General features: G+C 72.2%; 18 protein-coding genes, 1 tRNA gene and 1 riboswitch. Of the genes, 13 read left to right on the top strand and 6 right to left on the bottom strand.

Annotation, left to right across the window (positions count from 1 at the left end; translation table 11 throughout):
- Positions 1–24 precede the first annotated feature (24 nt).
- From KV205_RS00130 to KV205_RS00115, 4 genes are all read left to right on the top strand, one after another.
- Positions 25–1068, top strand: a complete 1044-nt coding sequence (locus KV205_RS00130) for a serine hydrolase (protein WP_265861867.1) — start codon at positions 25–27, stop codon at positions 1066–1068.
- Positions 1069–1162: 94 nt separating this feature from the next.
- Complete coding sequence (locus KV205_RS00125; protein ID WP_265861154.1) at positions 1163–2185, top strand: hypothetical protein; 1023 nt, start codon at positions 1163–1165, stop codon at positions 2183–2185.
- A gap of 707 nt (positions 2186–2892) precedes the next feature.
- Entirely contained in the window at positions 2893–3201 is a 309-nt protein-coding gene (locus KV205_RS00120; protein ID WP_265861153.1) for a hypothetical protein, read from the top strand.
- Between the two features lie 1043 nt (positions 3202–4244).
- A complete protein-coding gene (locus tag KV205_RS00115; RefSeq protein WP_265861151.1) occupies positions 4245–5096 on the top strand; it encodes an HNH endonuclease in 852 nt (283 codons plus the stop codon).
- Between the two features lie 108 nt (positions 5097–5204).
- Here the strand turns inward: KV205_RS00115 and KV205_RS00110 are convergent, their stop codons facing one another.
- Both KV205_RS00110 and sigJ read right to left on the bottom strand, forming a co-directional pair.
- The gene (locus KV205_RS00110; RefSeq protein ID WP_265861150.1) at positions 5205–6071 is read right to left on the bottom strand and encodes a hypothetical protein; all 867 of its coding nucleotides are present in this window, start codon (positions 6069–6071) and stop codon (positions 5205–5207) included.
- 549 nt (positions 6072–6620) lie between these two features.
- Positions 6621–7520 carry an RNA polymerase sigma factor SigJ gene (gene sigJ, locus KV205_RS00105; RefSeq protein ID WP_265861149.1) on the bottom strand — a complete coding sequence of 300 codons (900 nt, stop codon included), beginning with the start codon at positions 7518–7520 and terminating at the stop codon, positions 6621–6623.
- A 183-nt stretch (positions 7521–7703) separates the two neighbouring features.
- Between sigJ and KV205_RS00100 the strand changes: the two genes are divergently transcribed.
- The 8 genes from KV205_RS00100 (at position 7704) to KV205_RS00065 (ending at position 15257) form a co-directional block, all read left to right on the top strand.
- Complete coding sequence (locus KV205_RS00100) at positions 7704–8234, top strand: rhodanese-like domain-containing protein (protein ID WP_265861148.1); 531 nt, start codon at positions 7704–7706, stop codon at positions 8232–8234.
- Between the two features lie 64 nt (positions 8235–8298).
- Positions 8299–8372 (top strand) — tRNA-Met (locus KV205_RS00095).
- 162 nt (positions 8373–8534) lie between these two features.
- Positions 8535–8960: a hypothetical protein gene (locus KV205_RS00090; RefSeq protein WP_265861147.1), complete on the top strand. Its 426-nt coding sequence runs from the start codon at positions 8535–8537 to the stop codon at positions 8958–8960.
- A gap of 113 nt (positions 8961–9073) precedes the next feature.
- Positions 9074–10144 (top strand): PLP-dependent cysteine synthase family protein, encoded by a 1071-nt coding sequence (locus KV205_RS00085; RefSeq protein ID WP_265861145.1) that lies wholly within the window; start codon positions 9074–9076, stop codon positions 10142–10144.
- Complete coding sequence (locus KV205_RS00080; RefSeq protein ID WP_265861144.1) at positions 10141–11487, top strand: MFS transporter; 1347 nt, start codon at positions 10141–10143, stop codon at positions 11485–11487. Before KV205_RS00085 ends, KV205_RS00080 begins: the two co-directional genes overlap by 4 nt.
- A 68-nt stretch (positions 11488–11555) precedes the next feature.
- Positions 11556–12758, top strand: coding sequence for a PP2C family protein-serine/threonine phosphatase (locus KV205_RS00075; protein WP_374214590.1), 1203 nt, complete (start codon positions 11556–11558; stop codon positions 12756–12758).
- A 247-nt stretch (positions 12759–13005) separates the two neighbouring features.
- Positions 13006–13151, top strand: a riboswitch (cyclic di-AMP (ydaO/yuaA leader).
- Between the two features lie 11 nt (positions 13152–13162).
- Positions 13163–14254 (top strand): M23 family metallopeptidase, encoded by a 1092-nt coding sequence (locus tag KV205_RS00070; RefSeq protein ID WP_265861143.1) that lies wholly within the window; start codon positions 13163–13165, stop codon positions 14252–14254.
- A gap of 55 nt (positions 14255–14309) precedes the next feature.
- Positions 14310–15257: an aldo/keto reductase gene (locus KV205_RS00065; RefSeq protein WP_265861141.1), complete on the top strand. Its 948-nt coding sequence runs from the start codon at positions 14310–14312 to the stop codon at positions 15255–15257.
- A gap of 66 nt (positions 15258–15323) precedes the next feature.
- Here KV205_RS00065 and KV205_RS00060 read toward each other — a convergent pair whose 3' ends face one another.
- From KV205_RS00060 to KV205_RS00045, 4 genes are all read right to left on the bottom strand, one after another.
- Entirely contained in the window at positions 15324–16613 is a 1290-nt protein-coding gene (locus tag KV205_RS00060; RefSeq protein WP_265861864.1) for a PrsW family intramembrane metalloprotease, read from the bottom strand.
- Between the two features lie 255 nt (positions 16614–16868).
- The gene (gene trmB, locus KV205_RS00055) at positions 16869–17705 is read right to left on the bottom strand and encodes a tRNA (guanosine(46)-N7)-methyltransferase TrmB (protein ID WP_265861140.1); all 837 of its coding nucleotides are present in this window, start codon (positions 17703–17705) and stop codon (positions 16869–16871) included.
- A gap of 102 nt (positions 17706–17807) precedes the next feature.
- On the bottom strand, positions 17808–19007 hold the full coding sequence (gene lhgO / locus KV205_RS00050) for an L-2-hydroxyglutarate oxidase (protein ID WP_265861138.1): 1200 nt from the start codon (positions 19005–19007) through the stop codon (positions 17808–17810).
- Between the two features lie 130 nt (positions 19008–19137).
- Complete coding sequence (locus KV205_RS00045; protein ID WP_265861136.1) at positions 19138–20628, bottom strand: MFS transporter; 1491 nt, start codon at positions 20626–20628, stop codon at positions 19138–19140.
- Between the two features lie 543 nt (positions 20629–21171).
- On the opposite strand from KV205_RS00045, the gene KV205_RS00040 reads away from it, so the two are divergent.
- Complete coding sequence (locus KV205_RS00040) at positions 21172–23301, top strand: asparagine synthase-related protein (RefSeq protein WP_265861135.1); 2130 nt, start codon at positions 21172–21174, stop codon at positions 23299–23301.
- Positions 23302–23318 lie beyond the last annotated feature (17 nt).

Below are 23318 nucleotides of genomic sequence, written 5' to 3'. Positions count from 1 at the left end.
GATGCCCAGATGAAGAGGGAGACCATGCCGTACCGCACCGACCGCATCAAGAACCTGCTGAGCGAAGGCGTCCCCGACAAGGTCTACCCAGGCGCGGTGTGGGCCGTCGGCGACTCCGGCGGAGTCCGGGCAACGGGCGCCACCGGCGTCCTCGACCCCGACGAACCGAACGTAAGGATGCGGCCGGACACAGTCTTCGATGCCGCCAGCCTCACCAAGATCCTCGCTGTCTGGGCCTCCGTGGGAGCCCTGTGGGAGGACGGCGTCCTCGACCTGGACGCCCCGCTCGGCACCTTCTGGGACGAGGTCACCGGCCACCCCCTCGGCGCCGTGACCGCCCGGCAGCTCCTGACCCACACCGCCGGCCTCCCCCTCCGGGCCCAGCTGAAGAACCTCTACGGCACCCACCCCGCCGGCATCCGCCGCGGAGTCCTGCAGGAAGCCCTCAACCGGCCGCCCGGCGAGGCCGTCGAGTACACCGACCGGGCCGCCCTCATCCTCGGCTACCTCGCCGAACACCTCTCCGGCCAGCCCCTCGACCAGCTCTGCGAGACAAGGACCTGGCGTCCGCTGGGCATGAACTCCACCCGCTTCGGCCCGCTACCCGCCGATGCTGCGTCCCAATGCGCCCCCACCGAACTCGACCAGGACACCGGCACCCACCTCAAGGGCACCGCCCACGACTTCTCCGCCCGACTCCTCGGCGGAGTGTGCGGCATCGCCGGCACCTTCACCGTCCTCGACGACCTGGCTGTCTTCCTCCGCTACATGCTCGACCACACCACGGCCCCCGTCGAGGCCGGCTTCGGCGACAAGTGGAGCGCCTACTCCCTCACCGTGCAGACCGGCGGTCTCCAGCCCGAGCGCGGCCTGTTCTGGCACCCGGCGCCCGGCACCACCGACGAGCAGGGCGTCTGGGTCCACTACGGCTTCACCGGCACCGGCATGTGGATCTCCCTCACCCAGGACAGGTGGGCAGTGCTGCTGACCAACAAGCTCTACTACACCCGCGACCGCCAGCCTTTGACCGACGTCCGCAACGCCTTCCGAGAGCTGGCGTTCGCCTGACGCACCTGGCCTCCTTCATCACTCACTGCTCAGGGGACCTCACTATCTGCCTATCCGCGGTCCTCTTGTCAGTGCGCTCGTCCACAATCAACTCATGTGGGACAACTCTCCGTTCCCCATGCCGGATGGTGTGAAAATCACCGACCGCCAGGGAGACCAGTACAAGGTGAACGTCAGCATCCCGCTCGACGTGGACGGGTTCTTCGGACGCCAGTGCCCCGAGTGCTCGATGCTCTTCCGCATCCACGGTGACGACTACGTGGCTCTGCCCGACGAGCTTCGGCTCTGGTGCGTGTACTGCGGCCACCACGCTGACCACGGGGACTTCTGGACCGACCAGCAACGTGCGCGAGCCATGGAAGCGGCGCGGGCTCTGGGCACGCAGATCGTGCAGCAGGGGCTCGCAAGGATGGCGCGCAAGGCACGAAACTCCTCACGGCGTGGCCATGTCTCGGTGTCGTTCCGCAGCCGCTCCCGTTACCCCCGCCCCCTCCCCGAGATCGACGAAGAACGGCTCGCTCGTACGCGGACATGCGCGGGGTGCGAGATCCGCTACGGCGTCTTCGGCGAGCACCGCTACTGCCCTTCGTGCGGTCGGCTGCCTGCGGCCACCGTCGCCTTCGACGCCCTGCAGGCGGAGACGGCCCGGCTCGACGCACTGTCCTCGCTGCCCGACGAGATCCGGGCCGCGCTGCGCGAGCAGGGGGTGTTCACCCGCAGTTGGGTCGACACGATCGAGAACGTCGTGGGTGTCGTGGAGGCACTCGGCTCCTCGGTGTTCCACGAGCACGTCCCGGACGCGGAAGAGTGGCTACGTGGCAAGGGGAGCATCTTCCAGCGACTCGACGACATGGCAGACCTCTTCGTCTCGGCCGGCTTCCCCGACGTACGCGGTTCGGTGGAGTCGCCCGCCTGGCAGCGACTGCTCCGGACCTGGGCTGCGCGCCACGCCTTCACCCACAACGACGGGGTTGTCGACGAGAAGTACCTGCGCCGGGTGCCGACTTCTAGAACTCCCCTCGGCCAACGGCTCGTGATCTCGGACGCAGACTGCAGGCAGGCGGTTGGCGACGCCACCGCGCTATGCCGGGCCCTGGTGGACGTCAGGCCACAGTAGATCCCGGTCTCAGATCCTTGGCCTTCGGGACGGCGATACGCGTCGGGGGCAAGCGCTGGCTCCCCAGGGGGCGTCGCTCGGACTGTCGAAATGGGGACGCCGCCGAGGCTGGCTGCCCCGGCGGCGGCTTGGTCACTCCTCGGCGGCAGCCTCCTCTTGGCCCCGGAGACGGTCCCGTCGCCGGATGTAGAGGCGGCGGGCAACGTAGACCGTGGCAGCCGCGAGTACGCTCGCGAGGTAGTTGCCCAGGACGTCATCCCTGGCGAAGGCCGCGAGAGCCTTCAGTACCTCGGCGACCGAGTTTTCCCTATTCATCTGTCCCTTGGGCGCGCCCGAGGGGCCGATCAGCGCGCCTCGCCGTCCGTGGGAGGTGAGCTGGTCCGGTTCGGCCCTACCGGACCGACGGAGCTCGCGGGTGGCGTGTGACCCCTCTCGGCCAGGACGGCGGACCGGTCGAGTGGGCTCCTCAGTTGCTTCCTTGAAGCGCCTGCAGTGCGAGCTACGCACTGATTATTTCAGGCAACAAGGCTCACCCGTAGTGGAGTTGCCTACGTTCAGGTAGTTGCGATAATGCGGCTCGCAGCACATCTTCAGCGGGCCTCTGTCAAGCGGTGCACGGGATTCCCCCAATACCCGTTCGCCAGGCACCGGAAGCAGGCACGATCACAGGCACACCACCCGAACGCGACTGCAGGGACGAGATCACCTTGAACACATCAACGCTCCAGCAAGCGCGGAAACTGATCGCCCTGCTGGCCTCAGAGGACCCCAACCTGACGGCGGCCGAACTGCTTGAACGCATCGATGAGCTCGTCGAGGGGGTTGATGCCGCCACTGAACGGTCGACGTGTCGGAACTGCGGGAAGCCCATCGAGCAGCGCCCTAACGAAGACGGCTGGGTTCACTGCAACCCGGCGCGCAACCGCGGTTGCCGAGCAGCATCGTTCGACTATGAGGCTGAAGAGGCATGGGACAGCTCCTTGGCCCGACACTGGAAGGCTCGACCGATGGCCTGACACACCCCTCCGTCCCGATACCCGGCATCAACGTTGCGGCACCAGGGGAGGGAAGAAGACGCAACTCCATCGGCGATGTCAGTACCTCCCCCTAGTCTGCGGCCCCAGAGGATGCATAGACCTACAGCCAGACGGGGAGCCGGAGGATGGCAACCACCTGTGCGTGGTGCGGCGGCATTATTGGGCCAGACCGGGGCGTTCAGGCCAAATACTGCGGAGTTGCGTGCCGCGACCGACAGGGCGCCGCAAACAAGAGGGGCACCCGGCGCCCGCCACAGAAGCACTTTATCTGCGTGGTGTGTACCAGCCCGATCCCCTCCACTCGGCATCGCGCCTGCCAAACCTGCTCCGACGAGTGCGCCGCTGAACGACGCCGCGAGCTAGGCAACGAGAACCGCAGAGCCCAGACGCGGCGCAAACTCGCAAACCTCACCAAGACGTGCACATACTGCCAACAGGCATTCTCTCCGCAGGCCATGCCGTGGCAGAGGTACTGCTCCAAACAGTGCGCCCAGCGGGCAGGCGGAGAACGCGCTGAGCTCAAGCGGCAGGCATTGCTCTCATCAGGAGACTTCACGGAATGCGCTGTCGAGGGATGCAGCGACCCGGTCGTCGCGCGCGGATACTGCCGCAGTCACTATGCGCGCTGGCACAAGTACGGGGACCCTCTGTACCAAACCGTCCCCCGGCAGGCTCCACAATGTGCTGTCGAGGAGTGCACGAAGGCAGCCGCTGCCTTGGGGCTTTGCCCACGACACCGACGCCTGCAGAAGCTCTACGGGGATGTGGCAGGAGCCAAATGCACCCAGTGCAAGACCAGATACACAGCCTCTGGGCGACCTGGCTGGTGCGGGCGCTGCGCCGCAGAGGTGTTCGCCAACAACGGCTACCGTCCGCTGGAGCCCTTCCAAGGTAGTAACCAGCCTGTGAAGGTTGCCTGCCTGAGTTGCGGTGAGCTGTCGGCAGTGCTGCTGAGCAACGCAGTCCGAGGTAGTTCCTGCGTCCATTGCTTCCGACGGCTCCGAGCCGGCCGGGACCGAGCTATGCCCAAGTCCGAGGCGATCAAAGCCCTGGCGAGTCTCCGTCTGGCGCTGGCGGGCCCCTACGCCCGAGCCACGCTCGCAGTAGCTGCTGAATGCCTCGATTGCGGTACCGGCACAACCGTCAAGATCTCCGACATCACGCGTGGGCAGCGCCTCATCGGATGCCGCAACTGCGCAAGGGACTCCGCTGCCAAGATGACCACCTACTGCGCGGCCGGCTGCGGCCGGTCGTTCGGACAGCCGGTCGCCGGGGCACGGCGCAAGTGGTGCAGCCAGGCATGCATGGAGTACTTCAAGCAGTACGGGAAGCCCTATCCGAAGCATGTGGAAACCCGACGCTGCAAGGACTGCGAAGCAGATATCACGGCCAAACAACTGCTGGCAGTCCGCTGTGACGCCTGCCTCCCGGCCTGGAAGAACGAAGCTCGCCGCCAACGCTGGGCAGAGAATCCGGAACTGCGCCGCCGCCAGCAGGCAGACGCGGCAAACCGGCGCCGGGCCCGGATCCGGGGCAATGGCCGCGAGCGATACGAGCGACTCGACGTGTTCGAACGCGACCGTTGGCGATGCCGACTCTGCTTCTACCCGGTGGACCAGGCAGCACAGTGGCCGGACCCTCTGTCCGCCGCCATCGACCACGTGGTACCCATCGCTGCTGGCGGACCCGATACCTCCGCCAATGTTCAGCTGGCCCATCAGGGCTGCAACTGGCGCAAGTCGAGCAAAGACTCGATCGGGATCGGCCCAGAAGAGTTCATCCACCCGGCCGTGGCTGCCCGATTCCTCGGCGAGGGGGCCCCGCCCGATCGCACTGATCCGTCCGTGCCCCATCCGTGCCCTTCGGAGCGGTGAACAGCGGTCATCACGGGTGCGAGCGGAACTTCTCGGCAGGCTCGACGGAGGGGCTTGTCCGCAGGTCAGAAGCCATATCGGCAGTCAGAGCGGCGGTGATTCCCAAGCTCATAGCTCTTCGTCGTGCAGATACAACTCGGCCTCTTCGAGTCGGATGAGCCAACTGTGGGACGACGCGCGGTCCACCGTGACGCCTTCGACGCCAGCGGTGGGGTGGGTGAGGGCCGCGATGAGGTCGGTAGGGAAGGGATAGCCCCGCCATTCAAGGTCCCATCGCCCCTGGTGGCCCCACAACCGGCTCGCGGGCGCACAGCGTGCTCGCTCAGGGGCGCGGTCGAGCGGATCGATGCACCAGCCTCCCAGGTCGAAGGAGCGATCTGGATCTCTCAGGGACATGCGCACCCAGATGCCGGCAAGGAGTCGCTTCATGGAGGGGCTGATCTCGGGGATGGCGGCGAGCTTGTCGCGTTCGTCGGCAGTCAGTGGCTCCTTCCCGTCAAGACGACGGCGCAGATTTGGTAGGCGCCGCGCGCGGCCCCGACCGGCCGTGAGGGTGTCTCGCTCGGAGACGTACATCTGAGCACCGCTGGGCAGGTGCCGTAGGCGCCACACGTGGTAGCCCAAGCGCTCCTCAACCCGCATTCCTGGGATGTGGGGGTCGGTCTGGCTGCCGACGAGGCGGAGGGCGACGTTGTCGCAGGCGTTGACGATCAGCACGAGGTGATCGAATCGCGGAGAGATGACTGGGTCGTACGCGCTGATCTGCCCCACCCGCCAGCGCAGTCGAGGCGCGGCCAGCTCTCCGTGGTTGAAGCAGGCGAGGGCCAGCAGAGCGCGCAGTTCGGTCTGCTCCGGGGTGCAGTGATCCAGCCCCAGCCCGCCGGATCGAGCGATTCCCGGGAGGGCGGTGGCGGGAACCTCTCCCGTGAAGCCGGCTCGGATACGTGCGGCAGCTTTGGCCGTGGTGTGTGGCATGGCGCGATGTCCTTCGTCGCTGCCGGGTCAGCGAGGGTCGCGTCTGTGTTCGCACATCGGGAGACACGTGAGGGGACTCGCAGAGTGGGCACGCCGCACCCTGGACGAGCCAGGAAACCCGGGTGCCCCGCTACGTCCTCCCGGGCCTCCGCAGACCGGGTGCAGCCGACGGTACCGGTGAGATCGGTGGAAGAGGTGGGCTCCACACACTGAATTCATCCGATGGGGTGTTGCTCTGGAGCTGTGTTGGCCGTGGGCCGCGGCACCCCTTGTGCGTGAGCGATGCGTGAGCGGACGTTCCGGCACGTTCCAGTTTCGGTTGGATCGGGCGGTACCGTTCACCCTGCCCGACCAGGCATCCCCGGACAGAGCAGCACCGCCCGGCATCACCCGGCCGGACCCGGCCAGGACTTTTAATCCATTGGTTGTGGGTTCGAGTCCCACACGGCCTACCCGTGAGCCCCCTGTGTCGGTCCGTCAGACCGGCACGGGGGGGCTTTTGCGTTCCACCCGCGGGTGACACGGGTGAGCTCCACCGGCGCCCGGGGCTCAGTGCACGCCGAGCGCCGCCAGGCGCTCCGGGTCGGCCACGATGTCGATGGTGACGATGCGGTCCTCGACGATGGTGAAGGCCATGAGGCCGACCGGGACGCCGTTCGTCAGGGAGACGAGGCCGGCGGCGCCGTTGACGGTGACCGGGCGGGCGGAGTGGCGGAACTTGGAGAAGGTGAGGGCCTGGGCGGTGACCGCCTCGGCGCCGCGGATCAGCTTGGTGGCGGCCGCGGTCAGGACGCCGCCGTCGACGCGCAGCAGGACGTCCGGGTCGAGGACGGCGAGCAGGCCCTCGAAGTCGCCGGCCTGGGAGGCGGCGAGGAAGGCGTTCACGACCTCGCGCTGCTTGGCCGCGTCCGGCGCCGGGGCGGGGGTGGCGCCCTGGACGCGGCGGCGGGCGCGGCTGGCGAGCTGGCGGGTGGCGGCCGGGGTGCGGTCGACGATGGGGGCGATCTCGTCGAAGGAGACCGCGAACATGTCGTGCAGGACGAAGGCGAGGCGCTCGGCCGGGGCCAGGGTCTCCAGGACGACAAGGAGCGCGAGCCCGACGGAGTCCGCGAGCAGCGCCTCCTGCTCGGGGTCGGCGGCGCCCTCCTCCCGTACGACCGGGTCGGGGATGTAGTGCTCGAGCGGATCCTCGCGCCGGGCGGCGCGGGAGCGCAGCAGGTCCAGGCAGACCCGGCCGACGACGGTGGTCAGCCAGCCGCTGAGGTTGTGCACCTCGCTCACGTCGGAGCGGCTGAGCCTGAACCAGGCCTCCTGGACGGCGTCCTCCGCCTCGCTGAGCGAGCCGAGCATCCGGTACGCGACCGCCCGCAGATGCCCGCGGTCCGCCTCGAACCGTGCCGCCAGCGCATCCTGATCCAGGTCTTTCCGATCCAGGTCCTTCTCCGTCACCAGCGCTTCCCCTTCGTCGTGGTCCACACCGACATGACGGACCGGCGTCCGGGAATGTGACGGGTTCCGGTACGTGAGATCCGCGCCGCACGTCGCCGAACACCCGGGAATCCCCGGCCGAGGCCCCCGACCGCCGTGGATGATCCCTTCAGAACGATGATCACCGTCCCTAGATTGATGACCATGACGACGACAACGCCCCAGGTCAACCCCGTGAACCCCGTGAACCCCGTGAACCCCGTGAACCCCGTGCTCCGGACGCCGCCCGCCTCCCCGGCCGCCGCCGCTGCCTACTTCTCCGCCAGCCTCGCCTTCCACGCCGACGTCTCCGACGTGGCCTCCGCCCTCGCCGAGGCCCGCGCCACCGGCGGCGACCCCGGCTTCGTCGTCCTCGACTCCCGGTCCACCGCCTCCTGGGACCAGGGCCATGTGCCCGGCGCCGTCCACCTGCCGACCGCGCTCATCGCCGAGCAGGCCGAGCAGCTCCTCGACAAGGACGTCCCCGTCGTCACGTACTGCTGGGGCCCCGGCTGCAACGGCGCCACGCGCGCCGCGCTCGCCCTCGCCGAGCTCGGGTTCCAGGTGAAGGAGATGCTGGGCGGCTTCGAGTACTGGGCGCGCGAGGGCTTCGCGTACGAGACGTGGGAAGGCCCCGCTCAGCAGGCGGCGGACCCGCTGACGGCGCCGGTCGACTCCGAGGACTGCGGCTGCTGAGAGCGGCGGCCCGGATATGGATTTCCGATTCGGGGTGACCATGCCGTAAGGTTGGGTTCACCGACGCGGGGTGGAGCAGCTCGGTAGCTCGCTGGGCTCATAACCCAGAGGTCGCAGGTTCAAATCCTGTCCCCGCTACTCAGTAGCACGAAGGCCCGGATCCAGATGATGGATCCGGGCCTTCGTCGTGCGCACAGCCACAGCGCGTCCGAAGTGGAGCGCGTCCGAAGTAAACGGTGGCCAAAACCGTGCCCGTCCCTTTGCCGGTCGGCGAGCGCGCCGCGTAACCTCGCGCACACCATGAGTGACCGACGAGTGACCGTGCGCGAAGCCGGGCGTGAGGCAGGACGTGAGGCAGGACGGCGGGCTTCCGCCGTGCTCCTGCTGTTCGCGCTCTTCGCGCTGGTCGCGGGCGTCTGTCACGGCGCCCACGGGCACTCCCTGCCGCTCGCCGGCGGGCCCGGCGGTCCCGGTGTCACCGCCGCCACCGCGCCCGCGCTGCCGCACGGCTGCGAGCGACCCGGTGAGGGCTGGTCATTCGACGCGCATCTGCCCGCGCAGTCCACCGGAACCCAGCTGTCGGCGCCGGATGCCGCGGGCGCCGTCCTCCTCGCGTACGACGAGGTGTTCCCCGAGGCCCCGCACACGCGCTGCGTCCACGGGCGGGCCGGGCCCGGCCCCGAGCCGGGCGGTCTGCTCATCGCCCTCGGAGTGAACCGGAACTGAGCCGGGCCGCGCCTCCCCACGCGACCACGGCCCACCTTCCGCATGCCCGCGCGCCCGACCCGCCCCCACGCGGCGAGACGGCCCGGGACCTCACCCCTAGGGACGCAACCCCCATGACGCACCCCGCCCACCCCGCCCACCCCCTCTCCGTCGCCGGTCAGACCGTCGGCAACACGCCCGTGCTGTGGATGGACGACGGCTACTGGGCCAAGCTCGAAGGCTTCAACTTCGGCGGCATCAAGGACCGCGCCGCGCTCCACATGGTCGAGGCGGCCCGCCGCCGCGGCGAGCTGCGGCCCGGCGCGCCGATCGTCGAGTCCACCTCCGGGACGCTCGGGCTCGGCCTCGCGCTCGCCGGGATCCTGCACGGGCACCCGGTGCACGTCGTCACCGACCCCGGGCTCGAACCGATCGTGGAGCGGATGCTGACCGCCCACGGCGCGCACGTCCACGTCGTGCCGGAGCCCAGCCCGCACGGCGGCTGGCAGCAGGCCCGGATGGACCGGGTGGCCGAGCTGCTGCTCGCCCTCCCCGAGGCCTGGTGGCCCAACCAGTACGGGAACCCCGACAACCCCGAGGCGTACGCCGGGCTCGCCGCCGAGCTCGCCGAGCAGCTCGACCGGATCGACGTGCTGGTCTGCGCGGTCGGCACCGGCGGCCACTCGGCCGGCATCTCCCGTGCGCTGCGGGCCGGTTCGAGTCCGGCCCTGGAGCTCGTCGGGGTCGACTCGATCGCCTCGACCGTCTTCGGACTGCCCGCCGGACCCCGTCTGATGCGCGGTCTCGGCTCCTCCATCCACCCGGGCAACGTGGACCACGGCGCCTTCGACGAGGTGCACTGGGTGGGTCCGGCCGAGGCGGTACGGGCGGCCCGCCGCCTGGCCGCCCGGCAGTTCGCGACCGGCGGCTGGAGCGTCGGCGCGGTCGCGCTGGTGGCGGGCTGGCTGGCCCGTACCCGGCCGCGCGGCACCCGGATCGCCGCCGTCTTCCCCGACGGGCCGCAGCGCTATTTCGACACGGTCTTCAACGACGAGTACTGCGCGGCGCACGGACTGCTCGACGGTCCCGTACGGGAGGAGCCGGCCGTCTTCGCCGACGGCGAGCCGGTCAGCGGCTGGACCCGGCGGGTGCTGGAGCGTACCCGTACCCGTACCCGTACGGGCCGCGAGGAGTCGGTCCGATGAGCGAGCCGACGGACAGCGCCACGACTCGGCCCGCCCAGGGCGGGACCAAGGGCGGGATCTGGAAGCAGACGCGCACCTTCGACCCGGCCGTGCGGCTGCTCTTCCTCAACCAGCTCACCATCAACCTCGGCTTCTACATGCTGATGCCGTATCTGGCCGCCCATCTCGCCGACGGCCTCGGCATGGCGGCCTGGGCGGTCGGGCTCGTGCTCGGTGCCCGGAACCTGTCCCAGCAGGGCATGTTCCTGGTCGGCGGCGCGCTCGCGGACCGGCTCGGCTTCAAGCCGCTGATCGTGGCCGGGTGCGCGCTGCGGACGGTCGGTTTCGGCGCGCTCGCCTTCGCGCAGTCGCTGCCGGCGCTGCTCGCCGCCTCGCTCGCGACCGGCCTCGCCGGGGCGCTGTTCAACCCGGCGGTGCGGGCCTATCTGGCGGCGGAGGCCGGGGAGGAGCGGCGCGTCCAGGCGTTCGCCCTGTTCAACGCGTACTACCAGGCGGGCATTCTGCTCGGGCCGCTCGTCGGGGTGGCCCTGACAGGGGTGTCGTTCCGGCTGACGTGCGTGGTGGCGGCGTTGCTGTTCGCCGCGCTCACCGCCGTACAGCTGCGGCATCTGCCCGTACGGAGGAAGGCGGCGGAGGACCCGGAGGGGGAGGCCCTTCCGGGGGAGGCGCGCGGGCAGTTCCGTACGGTGCTCGGCAACCGCACCTTCTGGCTGTTCTCGCTGGCCATGACCGGCTCGTACGTGCTGTCCTTCCAGGTCTATCTGGCGCTGCCGCTGGCCGCGGACGGCACGGCGGCGACCACCGCGCTGTTCGTGGTGTCGGCCCTGGTGGCGCTTGCCGGGCAGCTGCGGATCACCGCGTGGTGCCGGGCGCGGCTGTCGCGGGAGCGGTGTCTGGTGCTCGGCCTCGGGCTGATGGGGGCGGCGTTCCTGGTGCCGGCCGGGCTCGGGCGGCCGCTCGCGGCGCTGCTGCTGTGCGCGGCGGTGCTCGCCGTGGCGAACGCCGTGCTCTACCCGTACGAGATGGACACCGTGGTCGCGCTGTCCCGGGGGCGCTGGGTGGCCACCCACTACGGGCTCTACAACACGGTCTGCGGGATCGGCATCACCCTGGGGAACCTGGGGACGGGCGTGCTGCTCGACGCGAACGGCTGGTCGAACGGCTCGTCGGCCGACCGGTCGACCGGCTGGTCGGCGGTGCCCTGGCTGGTGCTGTGCGCGGTCGGGCTCGGCTGCGCGGCGGCCATGGCGGCGCTGGCGCGGGGCGGGCGGCTCGCGGAGCGCCCCGCCGTGACCGCCGTACGCCAGTCGGCCGAGGAGGAGTCGCCGACCCCTACGGGCTGACGGACCCTGGGGTGGTCCCGGTGCGGTTCTCGGCCGGGCGCAGCGCATCCAGGTCAGGGAGAGCACAGGTGGGGCGAGCAGCGGGAGCGCCGGGCGGGCCCGGTGGTGTGCCGGGGGTCTGGCCGGGGGGCGACGGCGCCCCCGGCTCGTACCGCGGTGCCCGGCGCTTCCTGCGGGCCCTGCCCCCGCTGGTGATCGTCGGCGGGATCGTCTACGACCTGACCACCCCGCCGGTGTACACCGCGGCGCCGCTGTTCTCGGCGGCGCCGCTGATCGCCGCCCCGTTCTTCTCCACCCTGACGACGCTGCTCACCGGGATCGCGGCGGTCGTGGCCAGTGTCGGGCTGCACCACTACGACTCCACGGCCCACACGATCCAGTCGCTCACGGAGACCTTCACGGTCCTCACGGTCGCGGCGCTCGCGGTGTTCATCAGCCGGGTGGTGCGGCGCAGCGGGGAACGGCTTGCGTCGGCGCGGGTGATCGCCGAGACGGCGCAGCGGGCGGTGCTGCCGGCGCCGGCCGAGCGGATCGGCGGGCTGCAGATCGCGGCGCGGTACGAGGCGGCGCAGGCCGACGCGTTCATCGGCGGCGATCTGTTCGCGGTCCAGGACACGCCCTTCGGGGTACGTCTGGTGGTCGGCGACGTACGGGGCAAGGGGCTCGGCGCGGTCGAGGCGGTGGCGGTGGTCATCGGCGCCTTCCGGGAGGCGGCCGAGCAGGAGGCGACCCTGGAGGGCGTGGCGGAGCGGCTCGAACGGGCGCTGGCCCGGGAGGCCACGCGGCGGACCGGGTTCGACGCCTTCGAGGGGTTCACGACGGCGGTGCTCGCCGAGATCCCGGGGGGCGACCGGGTGGTCCGGGTGGTCAACCGGGGGCATCCGGAGCCGCTGCTGCTGCACGCGGACGGCGGGGTCGAGCCCTTGCTGCCGAGCGAGGCCGCGCTGCCGCTGGGCATGGGGGAGTTGGCGGTGTGGCCGGACCGGGTGGACGTGACCCCGTACCCGCCGGGCGCGACGCTGCTGTTCTACACGGACGGTCTCTCGGAGGCGCGGGACGAGACGGGCGCGTTCTACGACCCGAAGGGGCGGCTCGCGGGGCGGATCTTCCCCGGGCCGGAGGAGGTGCTCGACGCGCTGGTGGCGGATGTGCGCCGGTATACGGGCGGGGCCACGACGGACGACATGGCGCTGCTCGCGGTGAGCCGCCCGGCGGCCGGCCAGCCGGAGCGGCGCCGCACGATGCCGGTGGTGCCGGGCGATGACGGGTGAGGACGGCTGACACCCGGGTGATGCGCGGGGCGATGACGGGGGGTAGTCGGAGGGTCTCCCTGCGATAACAATTGACGTAACGTCAGATTCCTTCTGTGAACGGCTTGCTTTCTGAGGGGCGTTCAACTCGGGCGATTCCCTCCCAATTCAGCTAATGATCAAGAGGAACAGCTTGGAATCGAGGGGCCGTGTCTATTAACGTTCGATAACGCAGCGCGGTCGTCCCAGCCGTCGCAAGAGACGGCACCGTGCGCGTGCGCCGAATTCCGCAAGGGAACCGGGGAACCACCACTTGGGGTGAATCGGGCCCACCGCACTCGTGCGGCAGGCCCGTAGGAGACCTTCCTGCTCCGAACCCGTCAGCTAACCCGGTAGGCGAGAAGGAAGGAAAGGAGAGCGCCTCCGTGGCGTCCAACACCCCTGCTCCGCAAACCCCCTTCGCCTCCTACGACGCCGCCGGTGCGGCGGGCGCCCTGGACGGGGGCGCGGAGGAGTGGAACCCCACCGAGGACTCCCTGCGGGCGCAGAACCGATCCGGCGGACGCCACCGTGTCGTGAAGCAGCGCTCCAACTTCGCGCGTTCCTCCACCGTTCTGGGTGTCGGCGTCATCGCCGCGGTCGGTGCCGGCGGTCTGGCCACCGCGCAGCAGAAGCCCCCGGTCTCGATCGCCCTCCCGGACGTCGACCTGCCCGACGCCTCGGACCTGCCCGGTGTCGGCGCTCTGATCGGCTCCGACGACCACAAGTCCGCCGACACCGCGGGCAACACCACCCAGCCGCTCACCGCGCTGACCTACACCACCACCGAGACCGCCGCGCAGGGCGCCGCCGGCGGCGAGGCGGTGACCGGGACGAAGACGACCGCCGACGCCGGCGAGGCGCTGCGCGCCCGCATCCTCCAGCAGGCCGAGCAGCAGCAGGCCGCCGCCGACGCCGCCGAGCGGGAGGCGGCGGAGAAGGCCGCGGCCGAGAAGGCGGCGGCGGAGGCCCAGGCCCAGGCCGACGCGGCGGAGAAGGCGGCCGCCGAGGCGAAGAAGAAGGCCGAGGAGGAGGCCGCGGCGAAGGCCGAGGCCGAGCGCCTGGCGAAGCTCGCCGCCAGCTACGCGCTGCCGACCTCCTCGTACACGCTGACCTCCACCTTCGGTCAGGCCGGCTCCATGTGGTCCTCCGGCTACCACACCGGTCTGGACTTCGCCGCCCCCACCGGCACCCCGGTCAAGGCCGTGCACGGCGCCACCGTGAAGTCGGCCGGCTGGTCCGGCGCGTACGGCTACCGGATCGTCCTGGAGCTCGAGGACGGCACCGAAGTCTGGTACTGCCACCTCTCCTCCATGACCGTCGGCGTCGGCCAGTCCGTCGGCACCGGCGAGACCATCGGCCGCGTCGGCGCCACCGGCAACGTCACGGGCCCCCACCTCCACCTGGAGGTGCACACCCCGTCCGGAACCGGCATCGACCCGATGGGCTGGCTGCAGGACAAGGGCCTGTCCGTCTGAGTCCCGCGGGTCGGAATGCGGAATAGCGGCGGCGGCGCCGGGAGTTGATCTCCGTATGACTTCTCTGCGCCGACTCGGCACCTCCGACCTGCACGTCTTCCCGCTCGCCCTCGGCGGCAACGTCTTCGGCTGGAGCGCGGACGAGGCGCAGTCCTTCGCCGTGCTCGACGCCTACGCCGCCGCCGGCGGCAACTTCATCGACACCGCCGACGTCTACTCGGCGTGGGCGGAGGGCAACGAGGGCGGCGAGTCCGAGACGGTCATCGGCCGCTGGCTGGCCTCCCGCGGCAACCGCTCCGACATCCTCGTCGCCACCAAGGTCGGCGCCCACCCCGGCTTCAAGGGCCTGGGCGCGCCCACCATCAAGGCCGCCGCCGAGGAGTCGCTGCGCCGGCTCGGCACGGACCACATCGACCTCTACTACACCCACTTCGACGACGAGTCCGTCCCGGTGGAGGAGATCGTCACCGCCCTGGACCAGCTGGTGAAGGACGGCAAGGTGCGCGCCGTCGCCGCCTCCAACATCTCCCCGGAGCGGCTGCGGGCCTCGCTCGACTTCGCCCAGGCCGAGGGCCTGACCCGTTACGTGGCGCTCCAGCCGCAGTACAACCTGGTCTCCCGCGACACGTACGAGGGCCCGCTCCTCGACGTCGTCGAGCAGGGCGGCCTCGCGGCCGTGCCGTACTACGGGCTCGCGGCCGGCTTCCTCACCGGCAAGTACCGCGCGGGCAGCACCGTGGACAGTGTCCGCGCCGCCGGTGCCGGCCGGCACCTGGAGACCGAGCGCGGCCGGCGGGTGCTCGCCGCCCTCGACACGGTCGCCGAGGCCCGCGGCGCCGAGCTCGCCACCGTCGCCCTCGCCTGGCTCGCCTCCCGCCCCACCGTCGCCGCCCCGATCGCCTCGGCCCGTACGGTCGAGCAGCTCCCGGCCCTCGTCGCGGTCGCCGACCTGGAACTCACGGAGGCGGAGCTCGCCACCCTGACGGAGGCGTCGGCGGCCTGAGGGCCGGCCCATCCCCGCCCGTAGCCGCTAGGCCGTGTCTTCCGGCCCTGATCCGGAAGACACGGCCTAGCTCCGGTACGGGTTGAAGCCGCCGTAGTCCAGGTACTGCGGCGGCGACCACACCCGGCCCGTCGCGCGGGCTGCGTACGTCAGCGCGGGTGAGGCCACTTGCCGGCGCTGCCACAGGTGGTGCAGCAGCTCCTGCTCGCGGGCGGTGAAGTCCTGCGGGACCTGGCCGCGGCGGGCCCGGTGGCGCAGGAAGGCCAGGGTGGTGGCGAAGGCCTCGTACTCGCCGACCGCCTGCGCGCCCGGCTTGCCGAAGGTGCGGGCCGCATAGCCGCGGGCCAGCGAGCGGGCCCGCATCGAGGAGAGCGCGAGCGGTTCGTCGAGAGCGAGCCAGCCGGCCGTCGCGTAGGCCGGGAGCTCGCCGGATATCGTCCGCAGCTCCTTCTGCCGGCTCCATATCGCGAGCCAGGTCAGCAGGCCGAAGACCGGCACCATGAACATGCCGTAGACCAGGACGAAGGCCAGCGGGTGGAAGGTCGCCGAGCCGTTCCACATGGCGTGCAGGCCCATCGCGAGGACCAGGCCGGCCAGCGGCAGCAGCCACAGCCGGGTGCGGCGGAAGCGGGCGCCGGCCGGAAGGAGCGCGGCGAAGCCGAGGCCGAGGCCGGTGAGCGAGGTGAACAGCGGGTGCGCGAACGGGGACATGATGACCCGCGCGAAGAACGTGGCCATCGTGGTGCCGAGACCGCCCGAGCCGAGGTCCTGGTCCTCACCGAACGCGTTGCCCAGATAGAGGATGTTCTCCGTGAACGCGAAGCCGGTGGCCGTGAAGCCCGCGTAGACCAGGCCGTCGACCGGGCCCGTGAAGTCCCGGCGGCGGAAGAGGAAGAGCAGCAGCACCGCCGCGCCCTTGGCGGTCTCCTCCACGACGGGTGCGACGGCGGTCGCGCCGAGGGACTCGGCGGAGCCGGGATCGGCGGTGGCGCTGCTGATCCACTCCACGGCGAAAGAGTTCGCGAAGATCGCGACCAGCGTCGAGGCGAACGCGCCCCAGGCGAGCGCGAACAGCAGGTTCTTCCACGGGGCCGGCTCGACCCGGTCGAGCCAGCGGAACGCGAAGACGAGCAGCGGCACCGGCAGCACGGCGAGGCCCAGGCCCACCAGGAAGCCCTCGGTGCCGGTCTCCTTGCGCACGATCGCCAGGATCACCAGCGCGCACAGCGCGAGCACGGTGATCAGGGCGATCGCCCGGACCAGCCGGCTGCGCCAGACCCTGCGCGGCTTGTAGCGCCACTTGGACCGCTCCGGCACGGCGGCGAAGTCCGGTTGCTCGCTCTCGAGCTCGGGCACGGGAGCGGGCGCGGGGACGAACGCCCGGGCGGGGGCGCCCGCCTGCGCGGGGACGGATGCAGGCTCGGCGACCGGACCCGTGGCGGGTCCGGTGGCAGGTCCTGCGATGCGATTCGACGACACGCAACGACCCTAACCAGCGGCACCGACAGCGGCGAGGGGGTTCTTCCAGCCTGTGGATAACTCGATACCATCCTCGACGACGGGCCGGTGCCGTGCCTGGTGCCGTGCCCCGGGCCGTGCCCGGTGCCGGGGCTACCGGCGGTGGAACAGCAGGTCGTGGACGACGTGCCCCTTGTCCAGGCCCTGGCCCTCGAAGCGGGTCAGCGGCCGGAAACCGGGCCGGGGTGCGTAGCCGCCGTCGGCCTGGCTGTTCTCGAAGTCGGGGTGCGCGGTCAGCACCTCCAGCATCTGCTCCGCGTACGGCTCCCAGTCCGTGGCGCAGTGCAGCAGCCCGCCCTTGGCGAGCCGGGGCGCGAGCAGCGTGAGGAAGTCGGGCTGGATCAGGCGCCGCTTGTGGTGGCGGCTCTTCGGCCAGGGGTCCGGGAAGTAGACCCGGCAGCCGGTGAGGGACTCCGGCGGGAGCATCTCGCGCAGCAGGATGATCGCGTCGCCGTTGGCGACCCGGACGTTGGTGAGCCCGTTCCGGTCGGCGAGGCCGAGCAGATTGCCCTGGCCGGGGGTGTGGACGTCCACGGCGAGGATGCCGGTGCCGGGGTCGGCGGCGGCCATCTGCGCGGTGGCCTCGCCCATGCCGAAGCCGATCTCCAGGACGACCGGCAGCCCGCCGAACATCTCGTCCAGGTCGAGCACCCGCTTGCCGTCGATGTCGAGGCCCCAGTCGGGCCAGCGCTTCAGCATGGCCTCGGCCTGGCCGGCGGTGACCCGGCTGCGGCGCGGCTGGAAGCTGCGGATCCGCCGCTCGTAGTGCGAGCCCGCCGGGTCCGGCAGGGGGCCCTCGCCGGGCGCGAACCGCTGGCTGCCGAGCCGTACGACGCGCTGCTTGGCGCGCTGCTCGCGTTCTCCAGCGGAGTCGGGGGCAGGGGCCGGGACCGGGGCGGTGTGCGGGGTGTTCTCAGGCTGCTCAGACACAATGCCCCGATTCTACGGGGCGGGGCGCGGGTCCTGCCGGGCCGAAGGCTCCGGCGGGACGGGCCCAGCCGGCCGCATCCGCTGGTCGAGCGCCCGCGCGCCCTACAGCTGGGCCAGCGCCCGGCCCGCGACCTCGCGGCCGATCGGCAGCGAGGCGGTCGCCGCCGGGGATGGCGCGTTGAGCACGTGCACGGTGCGGGTGGACTCCCGGATCAGGAAGTCGTCGACCAGGGTGCCGTCCTTGAGGACGGCCTGGGCCCGCACGCCCGGGGTGGTCCGGCGCAGGTCGCGCTCCTCGACGAGCGGCAGCATCCGCCGTACCGCCTCGGTGAAGGCGCGCTTGGACAGGGAGCGGTGCAGCTCGCCCGCCCCGTAGCGCCAGTGTTCCCGGGCGATGGCCCAGCTGCCGGGCCAGGCCAGGGTGCCGGCGAGGTCGCGGGGCCGGACGACCGTCCAGCCGTAGCCCTCGCGGGCGAGTGCCGGGACCGCGTTCGGCCCGACGTGGACGCCGCCGTCGATGCCGCGGGTCAGATGGACGCCGAGGAAGGGGAAGGCGGGGTCGGGCACCGGATAGACCAGGCCGCGGACGAGGGAGGGGTCGGTCAGCTCGTAGTACTCCCCGCGGAAGGGGACGATCCGCATCTCCGGGTCGTCACCCGCGAGCCGCGCGACCCGGTCGCAGTGCAGGCCCGCGCAGTTCACCAGGACCCGGCCGCGCACCACCCGCCCGGCCGCGGTGCGCACCGCCACGCCCCAGGGGCGGCGGTCGATCTGCTCGACGGGCGAGCCGTAGAGGATGCGGGCGCCGGAGGCCTCGGCGAGCCGGGCCGCCACCTGTCCGTAGTCGACGATGCCGGTGCTGCCGACGTGGATCGCGGCCAGGCCGCGCACCCGCGGCTCGTACTCGGTGATCTGCGCGGGGCCGAGCTCGCGGACCGGGATCCCGTTCTCCCGGCCGCGCTGCACGAGCGCGTGCAGGCGGGGCAGCTCCTCGCGGTCGGTGGCGACGATCAGCTTGCCGGTGACCTCGTGGGGGATGCCGTACTCCGCGCAGAACTTGACCATCTCGGCCGCGCCCTCGACCGCGAAGCGGGCCTTGAGCGAGCCGGGCCGGTAATAGATCCCGCTGTGGATCACGCCGCTGTTCCGCCCGGTCTGGTGGCGGGCCGGGGCGTGCTCCTTCTCCAGGACGGTGACCCGGGTGCCGGGCGCGGCGCGCGTGATCGCGTACGCGGTCGACAGACCGACGATCCCGCCGCCGATCACGAGCACGTCACAGTCGTAGCGGTCCGACCTGGACACCAGCGCCACCTCCCACCCCTGATAGTGCACTGGCCCACTGACATCCCGGCTAAACCGACCGCACCGTGGGACGAGTGTCACGCCGGTGCGGGCCGGACGCGGCCCGGCCGCCGCGACGGTGTCGGGCCGGTCATGCGGGGGCCACGAGCAGCGGGCGGGCCCGCTCGCGGAGCTCCATGACGCGGGGCTCGTCCCCGTACGGTTCGAGCCGGTGCAGCAGGTCCCGTACGTACTCGGTGGTGCGGGCGGAGGAGATGCGTCCGGCCACCTCCACCGCGCGCGTGCCGGCGGCGCAGGCGGCGTCCAGGTTGCCGGACTCCAGCTCGGCGACGGCCGACACCACGAGCCGCAGGCCGTGCGAGCGCACGTACTCCTCGGTGGGCCGGGACAGCGCCTGTTCGGTGAAGCGGCGCACCTGCCGGGGCAGCTTCAGGTCGCGGTAGCACTCGGCGGCGTCGGCGCAGAACCGGTCGTACGTGTAGAAGCCGAGCCAGCTCGGGTCGGGATCGCCCTCGCGGGAGCGCTCCAGCCAGCCCTCGGCGGCCTTGAGCGCGGCGGCGGCCGCGGTGCCGTCGCCGGCCTTGGCGTGCGCGCGGGCCTCGACGAGCCGGAAGAAGGACATGGTGCGGGCGGTGGCCAGGCCCCGGTTGCGTTCGAGGGCGGCCTGGGCGAGGTCGACGCCCTCGTCGGCGAAGCCCCGGTAGGTGGCCTGGAGCGACATGGAGGCCAGGACGTAGCCGCCGAGCGGCACGTCGGCGGCGGCGCGGGCGAGCCGCAGTGCCTGGATGTAGTAGCGCTGGGCGGCCTCCTGCTGGCCGGTGTCGAAGGCCATCCAGCCGGCGAGCCGGGTCAGCTCGGCGGTGGCGCCGAACAGGGCGCGGCCGACCTCGTCGGAGTACGAGCCGAGCAGCAGGGGTGCGGCGTCCACGCGTAAGCACTCGGGGACCATGGAGGAGCGCCAGTCGCCGCCGCCGTACTTGGAGTCCCAGCGGCGGGCGTCCTCGGCGGCCTCGCGCAGTTTGGCGACGTCGCTGTGTCCCACGCGCGCGTGCTCCGCGATCTCGGCCGCCGCAGCCGCCGCAGCCGCCGCGGCTACAGCGGCGACGGCCGGGCCCGGGCCGGGGGCCACGGGTGCGGGACGCGGGGCCGGGCGCTCGACCGACGGGTCGGCGGGGGTGATCAGCCAGCGGGAGGCGGGCGTCGCGTAGGCGCTCACCGAGAAGGAGCCCGCGAGGGACTGCCATATGCCGCTGCCGCCGCGTCGGCCGGCGAGATCCAGCCGGTAAAGGTCGGTGGCGGAGCGGACCGCCTCGCCGACGTCGCGCGGGAAGGCGAGGCCCACCTCGGGCGCCGGGTCGGCGTCGGCGAGCCCGATCTCGTGCAGCGGGACGGGCCGGCCGAGCTTCTGGCCGATGGCGGCGGCGATCAGATGGGGGGCGGCGCCCTGCGGCACCATCCCCTTGGAGACCCACCGGGCCACCGAGGTCTTGTCGTAGCGGAGCGTCAGGCCCCGCTGCGCACCGAGATCGTTGACGCGCCGGGCGAGCCCGGCATTGCTGATTCCCGCGAGGGCGAGAACCGTGCCGAGCTTTTCGTTCGGCCCGCGTTGCTCCCTGGACATGACGCCACCCCTCGACAACGACACCCGGACGCCGCCACGACGCCGGGCATAGGCGTGCGGCATTCGTAAGCACAGCGTAGTTCGCCGGATCCCGACCGTTAAGGGGCGGTGTTCCGTATGGCGAGATTGTTGTGGGATGGAATGAGCGGCGGTCCGCGCCGGGTTCCTCGTGCTCCCGCCGTGTGGCCGTGCGCCCGCCCGTGCGCTCTCGTCCGTGACCCGGGGGAGCGCTTCCATGAGTGCTGCGTGGGTCGGCCCACTTGGCCGAGGACCGATGTCCCGGACCGGGTGGGCTGGGGGACACCGTCGCCCCAATCCCCGCGGGCGGCGGACGGCTCCGGGAGGCGTTCGCCTCCCGGACTGCCGTGCAAACCCCCGCCCCGCCGGGCAGTTGAGATTGGCCGAATTCCGATGGTTCGGTGAGTCGTCTCAACTGGCCCATGCCAGGGGCGCATTCGCGCTTGTCGCGATGCGACCCGTGATACCCCCTGTGCGCCGTCGGCATGGCAGCATGTCCTCCACTCGACCTTTGTGGAGGCGGCGATGCGGTGGCTGGTGGGCTGGAGCAGTGTCGCCGCGCGCTTCGGTGCCGCGCCCACCGCGCCGCCCGGCTCCCCGGGATCCGCCGGCGCGGTCGGCGACCCGGGCGAGGGGCGCACGGTGCACCCGGTGGGCGCGCAACTCCTGTGGGGCGACCCCGATCCGCTGTGGGCGGTCGGCGACTGGCGGCCCGACGAGGTGCGCCTGGTGGACGTCGACGCGCAGACCCGGCTCGCCGTCCTCGGCTGCTGCGCCGCGAGCGACGACGAGCTGCGGCGCGGACTGCTGACCGCGCGCGGGGGCGCACTGCGGCATCTGACCGCCTGGGCGGGCAGTTACACCGCCGTGGTGAAGACCGGCCGCCGGATCACCGTCACCGGTGATCTCGCGGGCGCCCGGCCGGTGTTCCACACCCCGTGGGCGGGCGGCACCGCCTTCGGCACCGCCGCACTGCCGCTCGCCGACCTCACCGAGGCGCAGCTCGACATCGGGCACCTGGCGGCGCTGCTCGCCTGCCCCGAGACCCCGGAGGCGCTGCGCGACTCCACCCCGTACGAGGGCGTGCGCCGGGTGCCGCCGGGGCACGCGCTGATCCTGCGCGAGGGCTCCCGCGAGATCACCGGTTACGAGACGGTCGCGTCGCTCGCCGTCGCCGCGCCCGAGGCCGATCCGCGGCAGGCCGTGGAGGCGGTGCGGGACGCGCTGGTCGACGCGGTACGGGCCCGGCTCACCGCTCCCCGGCACGCGCCCGAGGTGCCGCTGCCCGACCCGGGCCCGGTGCCCGGCATGGGGCCCGCCGACCGGCGCGCGGCCCGCGGCGGCGCGCCCGCGCCCGGCATCGGCGCCGATCTGTCCGGCGGCAGCGCGTCGGGCACCCTGGCGCTGCTCGCGGCCGGGCTGCCGGGGGTGCCCGGCACGGTCCTCGGGCACGGTACGGGTGCGGGGGAGCGGCTGCTGGCCGTCACCTTCAACGACCTGACCGGGCCCGGCAGTCAGGAGGAGCTGGGCCGGGCCCGCGAGATCGCCGCCAACCCGCGGCTGCACCACGTGGTCGTCGCGGCGGGCGAGGAGGCCCTGCCGTACGCCGAGCTCGAAGGGCCGCTGACGGACGAACCCGGCCCCTCTTTGGTGACGGCCGAACGGCACCGGCGGCGGCTGGCGGGCGGCAGCGCCGACCACTTCACCGGCTTCGGCGCCCGGCAGGTCCTGGACGCCCACCCGGCGCGCCTCGCCGACCTCCTGATGGACCGCCGGCGCCGCTCCCTGGTGCGGCCCGTGACCGCGCTCGCCAAGGCCACCGGGCCCTCGGCGGGCGCGCTGCTGGTGCCGCTGCAGGTCTACCGGGCGGCGCGCCGGCTCGCCCGTACGCCGTACCGGACCGGTCTTGAGGCCGCCGCCACGCGCGTGCTCGAGGCCAACCGGGCGCCCGCCGGGGCGCACGGCCCCCTGGAGGCCTCGCTGTCCGCGCTCGCCTGGTCCCGGCCGGGGCCCGCGGCGCGCTGGCTGACCGGGGAGGCGCTGGCCGAGGTGTCGGTCCGGCTCAACCGGGCGGCCACCCTGCCGGCCTCCGTGCAGCGCCCGGGCGAGGCACGCGCGCGTGCCGCCCTCGCGCGGTCCGCCGCCGACCTGCGGGTCCTGGAGCAGGCGGCGGAGATCCGCAGCCAGCGCCTGCACGCCCCCTTCCTGGACAACCAGGTGGTACGGGCCTGCCGCGACCTGCCGGAATCGCTGCGGGTCCAGCCCGACGCGCGCGCGGGCGTGCTGCGCACCGTCCTCGCCGGCGCCGGCATCCACGACCTCCCGCCCGGCTGGGGCGCCCCGCACCCCGCCGTCCCGGCGGCCGCCACCCGCGCGGGCCTGCGCGCCGCGCTCCCCCACCTGATGGCCCTCTTCGACGCGCCGCTCCTCGCCGACGCGGGCCTGATCGAGGCCCGCGTGGTCCGCCGCGCCCTGCGCGCCGCCACCGACGGCGAACCCGTCCCCCTCGACGGCCTCGCCGACCTGATCTCCACCGAACTCTGGCTCCGCCGCCTCCTCGCCCGCCGCGGCTCCTGCTGGACGGGCACCGCCGCCCCCCGGCACCGCGCGGTGCCGGGGCCGCTGATCCCGACGGCGCGGTCGCTGCCGGCGTAGGGGAGGCCCCCGAGGGG

The organism is Streptomyces sp. SKN60 (assembly GCF_026236535.1).
Lineage (GTDB): Bacteria > Actinomycetota > Actinomycetes > Streptomycetales > Streptomycetaceae > Streptomyces.
Note: the sequence above shows the minus strand (reverse complement) of the source record. Positions and strands in the feature narration are given on the sequence as shown.